Below are 16069 nucleotides of genomic sequence, written 5' to 3' on the forward strand. Positions count from 1 at the left end.
GTGCTGCGATGCAAAACACCACTTGCAAGGATCGTCGGCGAACACGCATGCATCGGTTGCAAATGTCATCAACGCCGATCATCGGCCATCAGGCCCGCAAGCACCGGCAAAAGCCGCACCCGGACACCGGAGTGACCGCAGCGGCCCTGCCCTGCGACGGGTGCACGGCTGCGCCCGGGTGGCACCTCCGCCGGCACGGCGCCCGCCGGATCTGCGCGGAACGCGCACCTGCGCCCGGGTCGTGGCGCCGTCAGTGCTGTGCCAGCGCCTCGGCCGCGGGCCGGTGCGCGGCCGCGGCCAGCACCACGCCGGCCAGGAGGCAGCCGGCGGCCAGCAGCTCCAGCGGCAACGGCCAGCGCTGCTGCCAGAGAAAGCCGTAAAGCAGGCCGAACAGCGTCTCGAACACGATCATCTGCCCGCCCAGGCTGAGCGGCAGCGCACGACTGGCGCGGTTCCAGCAGGCATTGCCAAGGATCGAGGCCAGCACCGCCACCGCCGCGGCAACCAGCCAGAACAGGCCCCACTCGGCGGCCGGACGGCCCTGCCCGCCCCGGCGAATGCCAGCGGCGCCACCAGCAGGGCCAACGCGCCGGTGGCCACCCCGGTCAACAACGACCAGTCATGCCCGGACACCTCCGGGCAGCGTGCTAGCCAGCGCGCATTGCCGACCGAATACACCGTCCACGACAGCAGCGCGCCCACCGCGCACAGCAGGCCGACCAGGCGCCGCCCGGTACTGGCATGCACGTGCGAGGACGCCATCGCTGCCCAGCCCATCAGCACCACCCCGGCCACGCACAGCGCCAGCGCCGGGGCCAGCTTCGACAGTGGCACCGCGCCCGGTTCGCGCGCGGCGGTGACCGCCACCAGCACCGGCACCATGCCCACGATCAGCGATGCCGCCGCGCCACCGCTCCACTGCACCGAAACCGACAGCAGCACGTAATACAGCAGGTTGCCCAGCAGGCTGAGCCAGGCCAGCGCGGTCCATTCGGTACGCCCGATGCGCGAACGCAGGGCCGGCCAGCGCGGCACCAGCAACAGCAGCGCCAGGGCGCCGTAGACCAGGTAGCGCGCGGCCGCGAGCTGCAGCGGCGCGAACCCGGACAGCACCGCCGGGGCCAGGAACACCACGCCCCACAGCGCCCCGGAAGCCACGCCGTTGGCGATCCCGACACTCATCGAACGATTCACGCCTGCCGCACCCTTGCCCTGGAGAACGGCGCGCAGTGTAGGCACCGCGGCGGGCCGCGTCTTGACCCGGACTACTGCCGGGCCCGCCATTGCCGTGGGGTGCGCCCGCTCTCGCGACGCAGCGCACGGGTGAACGCACTGTGCTCCGAGTAACCGGCGCGCTGGGCGATGTCGCTGATGCTGGCGTCGCTGCACAGCAGTTGCCGCCTGGCCCAGCGCAGCCGCGCGGCGCTGACCCAGGCCAGCGGCGGCAGCCCGAACTCGCGCACGAACAGCGCGTGCAGGCGGCTGCAACCGACCCCGGCCAGGGCCGCCATGCGCGCCACCGACCAGTCCAGCCCCGGCGCGGCCACCACCGCGCCGCACACGCCCTGCAGCCGCGCGCCACTGCCGGCCGGGGCGAAATGCCGCAGCAGGTGCGGCAGCGGGTCGCCCAGGGCGCGGCTGCCAGGCAATCCCTGCAGGCGCTGACGCATGGCCGCCGGCAGCGCCAGCCAGGGGCGGCGGTACAGGTGTTCGAGCGTGTCGTCGTCGAGCACCCCGGGGGCGCAATCGACGACCAGGCAGCAGTTGTCGCCGAGCACGTCCAGGTCGTGGGCCTGCCCGGGCGCGACGAAGGCGCCCAGCAAACGGTCCAGGTGGCCACCGGCGCCTCCTACTTCGAACGGCAGCTCGCCGCGCACCGGCAACACCCACTGCGCATGGTCGTGGCATTCCAGCCCGGTGGGCCGGAGATAGCGACGCAGGTGGGGGGTGCTGGCGCTGGCGGACATGCGGGCGGTCTGCGCAGGGAGCGCCGCGGGCATCGCGCGGCAGGCGGATCAATGGCGGCCCCGACACGATTCGAACGTGCGACCTGTCCCTTAGGAGGGGACCGCTCTATCCAGCTGAGCTACGGGGCCTGCGGACGCGTATTGTGGCATGCCGCCCCCGCATCCGGCATCCACCCGGGCCAAGAAGCGTGCGCGGCTCTGCTAAAATCGCCGTTCTGCACGCCGCACCCCACCGTCGCCAGCGGCTGCGCCCCCAACGCAAAGCAATCAGGAGATTTCATGTCCTTCGAAATGCTCAAGGCGCTCGGCCTCGAGGCTTCCAACGCTGGCACCTACCTGGGCAATGGCCAGTGGTCAGCGGCCACCGGCGCGGGCGTGCTCTCGCCGCGCAACCCGACCACCGGTGAAGTCATCGCCCAGGTGCAGGCCACCACCGAAGCCGATTACGAGACCGTGATCGCCCGCGCGCAGGAAGCCTTCAAGGCGTGGCGCACCACCCCGGCCCCGCGCCGTGGCGAGGCCGTGCGCCTGTGCGGCGAGGCACTGCGCAGGCACAAGGACGCGCTGGGTTCGCTGGTCGCCCTGGAAATGGGCAAGTCCAAGCCGGAGGGCGACGGCGAAGTGCAGGAGATGATCGACATCGCCGACTTCGCGCTGGGCCAGAGCCGCATGCTGTACGGCTACACCATGCACTCCGAGCGCCCGGGCCACCGCATGTACGAGCAGTACCACCCGCTGGGCCTGGTCGGCATCATCTCGGCGTTCAATTTCCCGGTCGCGGTGTGGGCCTGGAACGCGTTCCTGGCCGCGATCTGCGGCGACGTCTGCATCTGGAAGCCGTCCAACAAGACCCCGCTGACCGCCATCGCCACGATGAGGATCTGCAACGAGGCGCTCAAGGAAGGCGGCTTCCCGGACATCTTCTTCCTGATCAACGATGCCGGCACCGCGCTGTCGGAGAAGCTGGTGGACGACAAGCGCGTGCCGCTGATCTCCTTCACCGGTTCCACCCAGATCGGGCGCATCGTCAATGAGCGCGTCGCCCATCGCCTGGGCCGCTGCCTGCTGGAACTGGGCGGCAACAACGCCATCATCCTGGACGAGACCGCCGACCTGAAGCTGGCCGTGCCGGGCATCGTGTTCGGCGCCGTCGGCACCGCCGGCCAGCGCTGCACCACCACCCGCCGCCTGATCGTGCACGAATCGATCTACGACAACGTGCTGGCCACCCTGGTCAAGGCGTACAAGCAGGTGGAAGGCAAGATCGGCGACCCGACCGACCCGGCCAACCTGATGGGCCCGCTGAACAGCCCCGAGGCCGTGCAGCAGTTCCTGGCCTCGATCGAGAAGGCCAAGGCCGCCGGCGGCACCGTGGAGACCGGCGGCACCGCCATCGACCGTCCGGGCAACTTCGTGCTGCCGGCGATCGTCACCGGCCTGAAGAACAGCGACCAGATCGTCCAGCACGAGACCTTCGCGCCGATCCTGTACGTGATGAAGTACACGACCCTGGACGAGGCCATCGACATGCAGAACGGCGTGCCGCAGGGCCTGTCCTCGTCGATCTTCACCACCAACCTGAAGTCGGCCGAGAAGTTCCTGTCCGCGGCCGGCAGCGACTGCGGCATCGCCAACGTCAACATCGGCACCTCCGGCGCCGAGATCGGTGGCGCGTTCGGCGGCGAGAAGGAAACCGGTGGTGGCCGCGAGTCCGGTTCGGACGCGTGGAAGGTCTACATGCGCCGCCAGACCAACACCATCAACTACTCCGACTCGCTGCCGCTGGCCCAGGGCATCAAGTTCGACCTGTGATGGCGTCGGCCTTCGCCTGCTGACGACGGCGCCGCGGCGGCATGGCCGCGGCGCCTGGTACTGCCGGTAGCGGAACCAGGCTGGTGCCGCGCCGGATCGGGGCGGCAGACGGCAGCACAAAGGCAACGGCGGGCCGCCCGCCGCTGCTTCCCTCTTCCACCGGGAGAGCGACCCCAACCCCAGCAATGGAGTCCAACCATGAGCATTCCCGCACCACGACAGACCAGCAGCTATGCCGTGATCGCCCTGGTCGCCGGCATCCTCGGCTGGACCCTGCTGCCGCTCCTGGGCAGCCTCGGCGGCATCATCTTCGGCCACATGGCGCGCGGCGAGATCCGCCGCAGCAACGGCCAACTCGACGGTGACGGCCTGGCCATCACCGGTCTGGTGCTGGGCTGGGCGTCGGTGGCGCTGTGGGTAATCGCCATCCTCGCCTTCATCCTGTTCTTCGGCGGTCTGGCCTGGCTGGCCACGCTGAACGCCTGAGGCGGGCGTGCAGCCGAACGATCCAACCGCGCGTTTCAGCAGCCGGGTGGCCGATTACGTCCGCTACCGCCCCGGCTACCCGCCGGCGCTGCTGGACTGGTTGCATCGCGACATCGGCGTCCCGGCCACCACGCCGGTCGCCGACATCGGTGCCGGCACCGGCATCTCCACCCGCCTGCTGCTCGACGCCGGCCACCCGGTAATCGCGGTCGAACCCAATACCGCGATGCGCATGGCCGCCGAGCACTGGCTGGCCGCCGATCATCCGCAGCTGACCTTCGTGGCCGGCACCGCCGAAGCGACCACGCTGGCCGACGCCAGCGTCGGCCTGGTCAGCGCCGCCCAGGCGTTCCACTGGTTCGACACCGACGCGCTGCGGCCGGAATGGCGCCGCATCCTGCGCCCGGGCGGCATGGCGCTGGTGTACTGGAACTCGCGCCTGCTCGACGCCTCTCCCTTCCTGTCCGGTTATGAGCAGTTGCTGCTCGACTACGGCACCGACTACGACGCGGTAGCCGAACGCTACCCGGACGACGCCACCATGCGCGGATGGTTCGGCCGCGGCCTGCGCGGCCAGCTGCAGCTGCCCAACACGCAACACCTGGACTTCGACGGCCTGCGCGGCCGCCTGCTGTCCTCCTCCTATGCACCGCAGGCCGGCCATCCGCGCCACGAGCCGATGCTGCACGCCCTGCGCGCCCTGTTCGACACCCATGCGGTGGACGGACGGGTCGCCTTCGAATACCGAACCCGTGCCTTCGTCGGCACGCTGGACTGAACCCCATGTATCCGCTCGTACGCCCCTTCCTGTTCGCCTTCGACGCCGAGCGCGCCCATGGCCTGGCGCTGTCCGCGCTGGAGCTGGCGTGGCGCACCGGCACCACGCCGCTGCTCGCGGCGCGGCCGGCGCCGATGCCGACCACGGTGTTCGGCCTGGACTTCCCCAACCCGGTGGGGCTGGCCGCCGGCCTGGACAAGAACGGCGAGCATATCGACGCGCTGTTCGGCCTGGGCTTCGGTTTCGTCGAGATCGGCACCGTCACCCCGCGGCCGCAGGCAGGCAACCCGAAGCCGCGGCTGTTCCGACTGCCGCAGCACGCGGCCATCATCAACCGCATGGGCTTCAACAATGCCGGCGTCGACGCGCTGGTGCGCAACGTCGAGCGCAGCAGCCAGCGCACCGGGCCGCTGGGCATCAACATCGGCAAGAACAAGGACACGCCCAACGAGGACGCGCTGTCCGACTACCTGGTGTGCCTGGAGAAGGTGTACCCGCTGGCCGACTACGTCACCGTCAACATCTCCTCGCCCAACACCGCCGGCCTGCGCGAGCTGCAGGAAGAGCAGGCGCTGCGACGGCTGGTCGGCGGCCTGCGCGACGCGCAGGAACGTCTGGCGTCCCAGCACGGCCGGCGCGTGCCGATGCTGGTCAAGGTGGCGCCGGACCTGAGCGACCGCGACATCGAAGCCGCCGCCCGGGTGCTGAGCGAGCTGGAAGTGGACGGCGTGATCGCCACCAACACCACCATCGGCCGCGAAGGCGTGGAGCATGACCGGCGCGCGGCCGAGACCGGCGGCCTGTCCGGCGCGCCGCTGCTGGGGCAGTCCACCCTGGTACTGCGCCGGCTGCGCGCGCGCCTGCCCGAGCGCATCCCGCTGATCGGCGTGGGCGGCATCCAGTCCGGTGCCGACGCGGTGGCCAAGATGTCCGCCGGCGCGACCCTGGTGCAGTGCTACAGCGGCCTGATCTTCCGCGGCCCGGCACTGATCGGCGAGTGCGTCGATGCCATCCGCCGCCGCCGCGAGGCACCTTCCCGAGGCGCCGTCGCCCCGCTATGACAACCGCTGCACCCTGGTCGCTGACCACAGACGCCCCGCTGCGATCCCTCAATACCTTCCATGTCGCTGCCCGCGCGCCACGGCTGCTGCGCGTGCACGATACGGCCGCGCTGCCCGAGGCCCTGGCCGCGGTGGCGCCATCGCCGCTGCTGGTGCTGGGCAGCGGCAGCAACGTGCTGCTCGCCGCCGACCCGCAAGGCACCGTGCTGTGCTTCGACAACCGCGACATCGCGATCCTCGAGCACCGCGCCGACCATGCCGTGGTCCGCGCCGGGGCCGGCGTGGTCTGGCACGACCTGGTGATGTGGTCGCTGGCCGAAGGCCTGTCCGGGCTGGAGAACCTGGCGCTGATTCCAGGCACCGTCGGCGCCGCGCCGATCCAGAACATCGGCGCCTACGGCGCCCAGGTCGGGGAGTTCATCCAGTTGGTCGAGGCCTGGGACACCGTGCGGCACGAATGGGTGCAGCTGGACCAGGCGGCCTGCCGCTTCGGCTACCGCGACAGCCTGTTCAAGCACGAGGCCGACCGTTACCTGATCACCGCGGTGCAGTTCCGGCTGCCGCTGCTGCACGAACTGCGCCTGGACTACGCTGGCATCCGCGAAGAACTGCGGGCCATGGCCGTGGAACTGCCGGTGGCCGCCGACGTCGCCAACGCGGTCATCGCCATCCGCCGCCGCAAGCTGCCCGACCCGGACGTGCTCGGCAATGCCGGCAGCTTCTTCAAGAACCCGATCCTGCCGCGCGAGCAGGCCGAACTGCTCTCACACCAGCACCCGGCGCTGCCGGTGTTCCCGGGGAGGACGAAGGCCACCGCAAGCTGTCGGCGGCGTGGATGATCCAGGCCTGCGGCTGGAAGGGACGGCGCGAGGGCGATGCCGGCGTTTCGCCCAACCACGCACTGGTGCTGGTCAACCATGGCAACGCCAGTGGCGCCGAACTGCTGGCCTTCGCCCGCCGCATCTCCGCTTCGGTACTGGAGACTTTCGGCGTGCCGATCGAGCCCGAACCGCGGCTGGTCGGCGCGCGCTGGTGAACGCCGTCGCGGCCGCCCCCGGCCCTGCCCCGCTGCGCGCGGCGCTGCTGATGTTCGGCAGCGCCATGGCCTTCGGCCTGATGGCCATCGCCATCCGCCTGGCGACGGCCCACGTGCCCACCCAGGAAGTGGCGTTCTTCCGCAACGCCTTCGGCCTGCTCGCGCTGCTGCCGGTGCTGCTGCGCCCGGGCCACGCGCCGCTGCGCACCCGGCAACTGCCGCGCTACCTGCTGCGCAGCGCGATCGGCCTGGCGTCGATGCTGTGCGGCTTCTGGGCACTGGGCCACCTGCCGCTGTCGCAGGCGGTCTCGCTGTCCTATTCGACGCCGTTGTTCGTGACCATCGCCGCGGTACTGTGGCTGGGCGAAACCGTGCGCGTGCGCCGCTGGGCGGCGGTGATCGCTGGCTTCATCGGCGTGCTGGTGATCGTGCGTCCCGGCGCGCATGGCTTCCAGGCCGGCAGCCTGGTCGCGGTGTCGGCGGCCATGCTCAGCGCGCTGGTATCGATCCAGATCAAGCAGCTCACCCGCATCGACGGCCCGGATACGGTGGTGTTCTACACCTATGTGTTCTGGGTGCCGCTGTCGCTGCTGCCGGCGCTGTTCGTGTGGACCTGGCCGACCGGCATCGCCTGGCTGTGGCTGCTCGCCACCGGCATCCTCGGCACCATCGGGCAGTTGCTGTGGACGCGCGCGCTGCGGCTGGGCGAAGTCTCGGCACTGACCCCGATCAGCTTCACCCAGCTGCCGCTGGTGGTACTGCTGGGCTGGCTGCTGTTCGGCGAAACCCTGGACCACTGGACCCTGCTCGGCGCGGCGATCATCCTCGCCGCCAACGCCTACATCGCCCACCGCGAAGCGGTGCTGGCGCGCCAACGGCGCAAGCTGGCGCCCTGAGTGGCCGCCTCGGAGGCGGCCCTGCGCATCGGGTTGGTACGCACTGCCATACAGGGCGGAGGCCAGGGCCTGCCGTTGGCCCCGGCTCACCCGTCCCGCGCACTACCCGGGACAGACCCTCAACCGCGGATCACTCCCACTCGATTGTCATCAAGAGAAAAATATCTTTTCACATCCACATGTTACTTACGACCATTAGCCTGATGCCATGATAAATACCATGTGACGCCAAGGCAGATTGAGTTAGCCACCATCGGATGCGGTCCAACCTCCGGCCTTGCGCCGCTTCTCCCGCTCGGCGTCGGCCAAGTCGCCGGGCCACCCCGCCAACTCTTCACTGGTGAGGCCCGCCAGGATTTGCGGCAGGTTCATGGTCCGGTGTGGAGGGGGCGGCAGGTCATTGGACGGCGGGCCGTCGGTTATGAAACATGGCTCGGTTTGGTCGTCCTGGTGCAGCTTCATCATTCTCTTTCCTCTTGGCGTTCATTTTGGCCTGCGGCCAGGGCAAATCAAGCGCGCGACGGCCTTGCCGAAAACGAACATTGCGCAACAAGGCTATCTCCCGCGACCCCGCGGGCGTGCCTGCCATGCTTCCTCGACCAATTCCGGGGTGATAGCTTCCCGAAGCACGCGCAGTGCGTTGTCGGAATACCTCGGGTGTTTTTGAGACCCGAACTCAAACACCATGACGTTGGCTTGATCTTCGTCTATACGCAGGAAGTCGCGGACAGCCTTGGCCTTATTGATTGTCAACCCCAGCTTTTCCGCCAACGCACTCGGACTCCAGTGGTATTTTTTCTGGAGATCTACGTCGCGGATAGCCGCCGCACCCTCTGGGTCATCACCCGACACGAAGCGAACCGCTGGAGCGTCTGCGGCTCGGGTGATTCGGACTCGAATCGTCGGACCGTCTCCTTCAATGTTCGTTGCTAGGGTCATCAATCGTGGAAATACCTGCTCCACGGGAGTGTCGTCTTTGATCGCCTCTTCAATTCGATCCAGATCTCGTTTGGAAACTGCAACCTCTTCACTGACATGGGCTTCCATCGCCAGGAGTGCCGTGATTCGGCCTCTAGCCTCGTCTCTCGCCCTTCGGCCCGGAGCAAGCAGGTCTCTAATCTGTGCGTATTCCCGATTCACCAGCATTAAGAAATCAGGCAGCGGTTGGGTAGACAGAGGCAGAACCCGTACCGGAAGGTTATCTGCGATCGTGTCCTGGAAGTGCGCTGTCAGGATTTCATCCAACACCGTTATCAACGCCCTCGCGTTGATGTAGAGAGCGTCTTCGGGAACCACGATCATCCAGTGCTGGGCTTGGTCACGCAGCGCGTCGACGACTCGGATAGCCCCAGCTTGTGATGCGCTCATCCACCCTTTGGACTGAGCAATGTTCAACGCCTTCTCGATACCAATCGAGGTTCCCTTTTCTTTGTCAAAGACGTCCTGCCCCTTCTGAACCAACAACGCCTTAGCCAACATTTCGCTCGCGTGCTGAAGCATAAGAAGGACTGTTTCCGGCCTCCCATCGTCGTCGTGGTTATTGAATGCCTCCAACCCACGCTTTAACGAAGCTATAGCCTTGGCCTTCAGCGTCTTGGCTTCCCTCTTCAGCTTCATAATTGCTCCAATCTTTGGCTAATTTCAGACGAACGGGGCGGCGGAGGTGAGTTCGATCTACGTCACCTTCACCAGCTTCGCAGCCTTGGGGTCGTAGACGTAGCCGGTGATGCTGCCATCCTTGATGCGTGCAACGGCCTCGTCGATCACGAACAGCGGAACGAGAAACCATTCCTCGGGCTGCACGGGGTGACCGAAGCGGTCGTTGATGGTGATGTTCAACCGCGCGGGCGCGAACAGCCTGTGGAACAGGTTTTCCATCCGGGTGCGGTTGATGCCCGCGAGCTTGTAGGTCGCTACCACTTCGACCTTTGCCAGCAGGTAGGTGGAGTCGTGCTCGGCGTTGGCGATGCGCGTCTCCACCCTGCCCCCGGTCACGCCGACCTTGTGAATGATGTCGCGGTGCTGCGCGACATAGGGATGATCGGAGAGGGAGCGCAGGACGTAGATCGTGCCGCTTTCGACATCATCGGCTTCAAGCTCTCCGCCGAAGCAGAGTTGCCCGCTCTCGGGCGAGGCCAGCCGCCGCGCGGCGGGGTCGTTGTAGAACGCACGCTGGAGCGAGCGAAGCAGCAGATTGCTTTCGGTGCCGTTGGAGAAGATGAGGCGCAGGCGGCGGTCCACTTCCCCAGCGGTGGTTTTCAACGGCTCGCCAACCTCGGCGACGTAGAGAGTAAGGCCATCAAGAACAAAAAAGTCCCCAGCTTCAATCGCGCGGCGGCCCGCTTCGATGGGCTGGGACTGGCGCATACCGGTTTTGACCTCAGCTTGCACGCGCTCGAACAAGAGTCGAAAGGTCTCGAAGTTTTCGCAAGGCTTGCGATCCGCGATCTCCTCGGCAGCGCGCTTGTCGGCGCTGGTGCGGACATGGCGCAGGACCGTGATGTCGCCCGCGCCGGCTACGCCCGCCAGCTCGGCGGCCAGGTCGTCGATGTCGATGGCTTCATCCGCCGAAGCGGCAACGGTAGGCGCCCCAGCAAGCAAGCCCTGATGGTCCAGCGGCTCCAGCAGGGCGCGGCAGTCCGGGAGCACGCGCAAGCGGTCCAGGCGCACGGCGTAAAGGCGCTCGAAGATGTCGCGGTCTTCACCGTGCTGCGGCGCACGGCCGTGCTTTTCGGTGAAACGTTGGATTTCCTCGAAGCCCGCGATGACGCGCTCCTCACTGGCCGGCCGGCCGCCCTTCTTCTCAGGCGGTGCGAACTCGGCAAGCTCCGCAGCGAGTTCGTCAAGATCGGAGTTACTCATAGCGCCCCTCCGCCTTGAAGCGCATAAAGGCGGCCGCGCCTTCGGCCATGCGTCGCTCCCAGGCATCCTGGGAATCGAGCGCCGGAATGCGGCCGCGCTCCTTCTTGAACTGGACAGCACGAACGGCCATCTCCTTCGCCTCGTCCGGCGTCAGGCTCGTGCGCTTGGCCGAGATCGCCATCGCAACCTGCTTCAAGCTGTCCTCGCTCATGGTCTTGGCGAGGATGGCGTAGGCTTCGCCGAAGGGGTTGATGCGGTCGATCAGGTCGATGTCCAACTCGCGCACGTCCATCGCAAAGCGGCGCACGCCGTCGATCAAGGCGGTGTTGGGCGACCCATCGCCCTCGCCTTCGGTGACAAGCCGCTTGGCTTGTTGCGTGAGGTTGAGGGCGGCGATGGCGTGCTGGCGCACGGCCTCCTGATCTTCGGCATCAAGCTCGGGATATTTGTCCTTGATAATCTTGCCCATGCGAACCTGCGTCAGTTCCTCGGGCACCAGCTCCTCATCGAACAGGCCGCGCTCGATGGTGGGCTTGTCCTGCACGAAGGCCGCAATGACTTCGTTCAGGTCTTCCTGACAGATTCGCGCCGCCTCCTTGCTCTTGGGCTCGGCGAGGCCCTTGATCTCGATCTGGTAAGCCCCTGTCTGCTCATTGACACCGACATTGCAACGGTCCGCGTCGTAGCCACCCTCGCCGTAGTTAAATCCCGGCGTCGGGCCGCTGTCGGGGTTCTTGGGCTTGAACTCGAAGCGCGGAGCAAGAACCTGCTCCATCAGCAGGCTTGCCGCGATAGCTTTCAACGTATCGTTGACGGCCTCGGTGACAGCTTCCTCGGCCGCATCCGGCTCGGCGATCAGGTTGGTGAACCTCGCGCGGGTCTTGCCGGGCGCGTCGCGGGTAGCTCGGCCGATGATCTGCACGATCTCGGTCAGGCTGGCGCGGTAGCCCACGGTCAGTGCATGTTCGCACCAAATCCAATCGAAACCTTCTTTGGCCATACCCAGCGCGATGATGATGTCCACATGGTCGCGGTTGTTTTTCTGCGTCGGGTCTTTGAGTGAAGCGGACACGCGGTCGCGCCTGGCGGCATCGTCATCGACGAGATCGGCGACCCGCAGCACGCGGCCATCGGGGCGCTTGACACGTTGGAAGCCGGTCGCAGGGTCGATGCCTTGCCATTCACCCAGCGCCTCGATGATGTGCTCCACTTCCCGCATCTTGTCTTTCGTACTTTCGCGCGAATTGACATTCGGGATGTGGATGATGGTCTTCTCGGCGGGATCGAGGACATTGAGGATGTCATCGACGTAAGGCCCGCTGTAGAAGAAGTAGCCAATGTCGAGCTGCTTGAGGTACTCGTAGCCGTTGAGCTGCTCGTAGTAGGTGTAGGTGACGGTATCGAACTTCGACTCATCCTGCGGTGCGAGCACGGCCTCGGCGTCGCCACGGAAGTAGGAGCCGGTCATGGCAACGATGTGCGTCTTGCCCCGTGCGAAGAACTGTCCCAGGTGCAAGCCGAGCTTGTTGTCCGGGTTGGACGAAACGTGGTGGAACTCATCGACCGCGATCAATCGGTCGTCGAACGCCTCCACGCCGTAGGCATCGACCGCGAAGCGGAAGGTCGCATGGGTGCAGACCAGCACCTTGTCGTCGCCTTCCAGGAATGCACCCAGCGACTTGACCTTGCCGCCGTTGTCGTTGCCTGGCGCATTGCACAGGTTCCACTTGGGTTCGACCTGCCAGTCCGCCCAGAAGCCGTACTTGGACAGCGGTTCGTCGTTGAAGCTGGCACCGATGGACCTCTCCGGCACAACGATGATGGCCTGCTTCAAGCCTTGGTTCGTGAGCTTGTCGAGTGCCACGAACATCAGCGCACGGCTCTTGCCCGATGCGGGCGGCGACTTGATGAGCAGGTATTGCTCGCCCCGCTTCTCGTAGGCCCGCTCCTGCATGGGCCGCATCCCAAGCGCATTGGCCTTGGTCGACGCACCGTTGCGGGCGTAGGTGACGGAAACGGACGGTACGGACTTGATCTTGTCGCTCATGCGTTGGCTCCCGCTTTGCGCTTCTTGCCCTTGGCCGGTGCAGCCGAAGCGGTCATCTTGGTATAGAGGTCAAACAGCTTTTCCAGCCGCTCGGTGTCGTTCTTGAAGCGCCGACCGATGTAGATGCGCTCCAGCACTTCGTCGTTGCGATCATGGGCGGCGCGCAGGTCCGCGGGCATGTTCTCGGGGTCGTACAGGTCCGCGATGGTCGCGGGGAAGTGATGCTCCCGCGCCAGCAAAATGTCCTCAGCGCAGCGCGTGAGGTCGGCCTTGTTCTTATCCGTCAGTGCCGGAACGGGAAAGGTGTTCCAGCCGACAGTGTTGGAGTAGGAAAAGTCGGTTCGCATGCGAACGCACACGGTCCCAATCCAAACCCAATGCAACTTCGACACAATTAGCGCCATATTCCACAGCGGGGCGTCATATAGTGCAAAACACTTGTTTGACGCTATGGCGTCAGCCGTCAAGTAGTCGCAGGGCAAGTAGGGTCGGTTCTCCGAGCTAACACCAGGAACAAGTATTTGATTCCGTCGCGCCACGCCCGCGATTTGGACGAAACGGTGTGGCTGCTTGGCGAACTGACGTGTAGATTCGGCATCTGACTGCTTGCGATTCTCCGCCACCAACCGCAAGCGCTCAGCAATGAAGACGCTTCTCTTGGCATACTCCACGTCCTTGTCCGCAATCCACAAGCAGTACCGTAGCTTGCCGTTTATTAGCTCGGTCGAACCGACAAATCGCTTGACGAAGGGGCGCGCATCAACGTCCTCGGCAATGACCTTCTCTGCCAATTCGGCATCAAGAAAAAGGTGTCCGCCATCGCGTGGCATGTTGCCGAACAGCATCGTGGACTGCTCGCCAATCGGATCATTTGCCTTCTGAACATATGCGAGGCTATCCGGCACAAGGTACGGACCGATAGCAGAGCATTGCTTGACTAACTCCTCCTGGTAGAGCCTTTTGGGTAGCGTCGATTTTTCACCCAGACCGACGATCACCACCGTCACGCCAGCGTTGTGACTGGCAAGGTTCGCCCACTTGAACGAGGTGTGTGCAAAGCGGATTTCGTAGCCACGCTGGAAGGCTACCGGCCAAACGTCAATGGCCTGCTGGCCCTGGCATATGCTGTTGGTTGCCACGAAGGCGGCAACTGCATTTGGAACGCTGTCAGCGTAGTCGAAGAAGCGCGCAAACCATCCTGTCACGAAGTCGGTCGTCTTCGCCAGCTTGGGGTGCTTGACCCAAGCGTTCGCCAAATCGGCCTTTTGTTCGTCGCTCTGCCATTTGCTGCCCTTGTACGGCGGATTTCCGCAGATGTACGTCTCGCCGCCTTCGTTCTGAAAGTCGATCTCGGCTTGATCGAGTGGAGTTTCAAAGAGGTCGTCCGCCTGCAGCTTCACGCCAGTACCGGTCGCAGGGCACACGCTCAACCAGTCGATTCGCAGTGCGTTGTGACACGTGATCCAATTCTCGTTGCGCAGAGGCAGAAACTCAGCCAGCGCCAGCTTCTGTCCCCGGTACAGCACATCGCACTGGTACTCGGCGATGACCAGTGCGAGACGGGCGATTTCGGCCGGAAAGTCGCGTAGCTCGATCCCGCGAAAGTTGGTAAGCGGGATTTCTGATGCGCGATCCGGCTCGCCGCGCCGCCGGTTGATCTCGGCCTCGATGGCCCGCATTTCCTTGTAGGCGATGACCAGAAAGTTGCCCGAGCCGCAGGCCGGGTCGAAGACCCTGATCTTGGCGATGCGCTTGCGCAGGTTGAGCAACATGCGGACGTTGTCGTCCGCTTCCTCCAACTTCTCCCGCAGGTCGTCGAGGAACAGCGGATTCAGCACCTTTAGGATGTTGGGGACACTGGTGTAGTGCATCCCCAGCTCGCCACGCTCCTCGTCCTCGGCGACGGCCTGGATCATCGAACCGAAGATGTCAGGGTTGATCTTGGTCCAATCCAACCCGCCGACGTGCAACAGGTAGGACCGGGCGATCTTGCTGAATCGGGGCACTTCGTCGCCACCAGAGAACAACTGACCGTTGACGTAGGGGAAGTCTTCGGCCCATCGGGGAATCTTGGCGGCGGCCCGATCCTCGCGCTTGGTGTTCATGGTGCGGAACAGCGTGGCGATGACCTCGTGCGTGTTGGACGAGTCCTTGGCGCTCATCTGCGCGACGGTTTCAGTGAAGCGGCCCTTGCCGACAAAGATGTCGGTGTCCTCAGCAAAGAAGCAGAAGATCAGCCGCGCCATGAGGTTGTTCATGTCGTGGCGACGCTCCGCCGCACCCCATTCGGGTTGTCTTTCAGCAGTTCGACGTACAGGCGGTTCAGGCGGCTGGTGGCCCGGATGTCGAAGGCGTTTTCGCTGATCTGGCGGACGGTGCTGATGCCCGCCAGCGGCAGGAAGAAGCCGAAGTGGTCGGGAAAGTCCTTGAAGGCACAGGCGACGGTCTCGCCGCTGGTCAGGTCTTCGGCCTCGAAGTCCGCGCCGTCCGTGGCAAGGATGAACTTCGCCTTGGCCTTGGCCGTCGCCGGACTGGCCTTGAGAGCGGCCAGCGTCTGGGTCACCCGCCCTGCGTCGCACGTCAAGATGTGGATGTTGCTGGTCTGGAGAAGGCCGCCGAGGTCAGACTTGTTCGACGCCCCCGCACGCAGGCGCTTGATGGTCGTCGCTTTGTTGCCGAACGCCTCAAGGAAGGCATAGGGGAACTCTGCGCTGTCGAACGGCTGCTCCGCCAGGTCTGTGATGGCTTGTTCGATTTCTACGGCGTTCATGGGCGTGTAGCCCTCCCTCTGAGCGAGGCCGTCTGGCTGCTGCTGTTCTGCGGGGTGCTCATGTCTTGTCCTGCGTTTTCTCGGCTATCTGCGCGGCAATCCAGCGATCCAACTCGCTGCGGCGAAACCGCCAGGTGCCGCCCAGCTTGAATCCCGGTATCTCCCCCTGCTGGGCCAACCGGTACACGGTCTTCTTCCCTGCCTTGAGGTAGACCGCCACTTCGTCCAGCGTGAGAATTTCGCTATCGGGTTGGTTCATGTCAGGCGGCTCGCTTGGTGTCGCACGGCGAAGTTTTCCAAAGTTTGGCCAAGTTTACCCTTCAACCACTTACGCAGTCTTGCAAGCCACTGGCC

The 16069-nt window shown here is 65.5% G+C and carries 11 protein-coding genes, 1 tRNA gene and 3 pseudogenes; 6 read left to right on the top strand and 9 right to left on the bottom strand.

Going from position 1 to position 16069, the window contains the following annotated elements; translation table 11 throughout:
- Nucleotides 1-250: 250 nt before the first annotated feature.
- From B1L07_09050 to B1L07_09060, 3 genes and pseudogenes are all read right to left on the bottom strand, one after another.
- Nucleotides 251-1182, bottom strand: a pseudogene (locus tag B1L07_09050) (EamA family transporter).
- A gap of 83 nt (nt 1183-1265) precedes the next feature.
- Nucleotides 1266-1967 (bottom strand): AraC family transcriptional regulator, encoded by a 702-nt coding sequence (locus tag B1L07_09055; GenBank protein AUZ56533.1) that lies wholly within the window; start codon nt 1965-1967, stop codon nt 1266-1268.
- Between the two features lie 52 nt (nt 1968-2019).
- Nucleotides 2020-2096, bottom strand: a tRNA-Arg gene (locus B1L07_09060).
- Nucleotides 2097-2246: 150 nt separating this feature from the next.
- On the opposite strand from B1L07_09060, the gene B1L07_09065 reads away from it, so the two are divergent.
- The 6 genes and pseudogenes from B1L07_09065 to B1L07_09090 all read left to right on the top strand — a co-directional run bounded on the left by B1L07_09065 (nt 2247) and on the right by B1L07_09090 (nt 8036).
- Nucleotides 2247-3779 carry an aldehyde dehydrogenase family protein gene (locus B1L07_09065; GenBank protein AUZ55209.1) on the top strand — a complete coding sequence of 511 codons (1533 nt, stop codon included), beginning with the start codon at nt 2247-2249 and terminating at the stop codon, nt 3777-3779.
- A 198-nt stretch (nt 3780-3977) separates the two neighbouring features.
- The gene (locus B1L07_09070) at nt 3978-4265 is read left to right on the top strand and encodes a hypothetical protein (protein AUZ55210.1); all 288 of its coding nucleotides are present in this window, start codon (nt 3978-3980) and stop codon (nt 4263-4265) included.
- Between the two features lie 7 nt (nt 4266-4272).
- Nucleotides 4273-5043: an SAM-dependent methyltransferase gene (locus B1L07_09075; protein AUZ55211.1), complete on the top strand. Its 771-nt coding sequence runs from the start codon at nt 4273-4275 to the stop codon at nt 5041-5043.
- Nucleotides 5044-5048: 5 nt separating this feature from the next.
- Nucleotides 5049-6104, top strand: a complete 1056-nt coding sequence (locus tag B1L07_09080; protein AUZ55212.1) for a dihydroorotate dehydrogenase (quinone) — start codon at nt 5049-5051, stop codon at nt 6102-6104.
- Nucleotides 6101-7140 (top strand): annotated as a pseudogene (locus tag B1L07_09085) (UDP-N-acetylenolpyruvoylglucosamine reductase). Before B1L07_09080 ends, B1L07_09085 begins: the two are co-directional and overlap by 4 nt.
- 50 nt (nt 7141-7190) lie before the next feature.
- Nucleotides 7191-8036 (top strand): EamA family transporter, encoded by an 846-nt coding sequence (locus B1L07_09090; protein AUZ56534.1) that lies wholly within the window; start codon nt 7191-7193, stop codon nt 8034-8036.
- 243 nt (nt 8037-8279) lie between these two features.
- On the opposite strand, the gene B1L07_09095 is transcribed toward B1L07_09090, so the two are convergent.
- The 6 genes and pseudogenes from B1L07_09095 to B1L07_09120 form a co-directional block, all read right to left on the bottom strand.
- Complete coding sequence (locus B1L07_09095) at nt 8280-8501, bottom strand: hypothetical protein (protein AUZ55213.1); 222 nt, start codon at nt 8499-8501, stop codon at nt 8280-8282.
- Nucleotides 8502-8591: 90 nt separating this feature from the next.
- Complete coding sequence (locus B1L07_09100; GenBank protein ID AUZ55214.1) at nt 8592-9653, bottom strand: hypothetical protein; 1062 nt, start codon at nt 9651-9653, stop codon at nt 8592-8594.
- Nucleotides 9654-9710: 57 nt separating this feature from the next.
- Entirely contained in the window at nt 9711-10898 is a 1188-nt protein-coding gene (locus B1L07_09105; GenBank protein AUZ55215.1) for a hypothetical protein, read from the bottom strand.
- Nucleotides 10891-12945: a DEAD/DEAH box helicase gene (locus B1L07_09110; GenBank protein ID AUZ55216.1), complete on the bottom strand. Its 2055-nt coding sequence runs from the start codon at nt 12943-12945 to the stop codon at nt 10891-10893. Before B1L07_09110 ends, B1L07_09105 begins: the two co-directional genes overlap by 8 nt.
- Nucleotides 12942-15715 (bottom strand): annotated as a pseudogene (locus tag B1L07_09115) (lactate dehydrogenase). The gene B1L07_09110 and the pseudogene B1L07_09115 overlap by 4 nt, the downstream one beginning before the upstream one ends.
- Before the next feature lie 58 nt (nt 15716-15773).
- Nucleotides 15774-15974, bottom strand: coding sequence for a transcriptional regulator (locus B1L07_09120; protein AUZ55217.1), 201 nt, complete (start codon nt 15972-15974; stop codon nt 15774-15776).
- Between the last annotated feature and the right edge of the window lie 95 nt (nt 15975-16069).

This window comes from Stenotrophomonas acidaminiphila, from assembly GCA_002951995.1.
In the GTDB taxonomy this organism is placed as follows: Bacteria; Pseudomonadota; Gammaproteobacteria; order Xanthomonadales; family Xanthomonadaceae; genus Stenotrophomonas; species Stenotrophomonas acidaminiphila_A.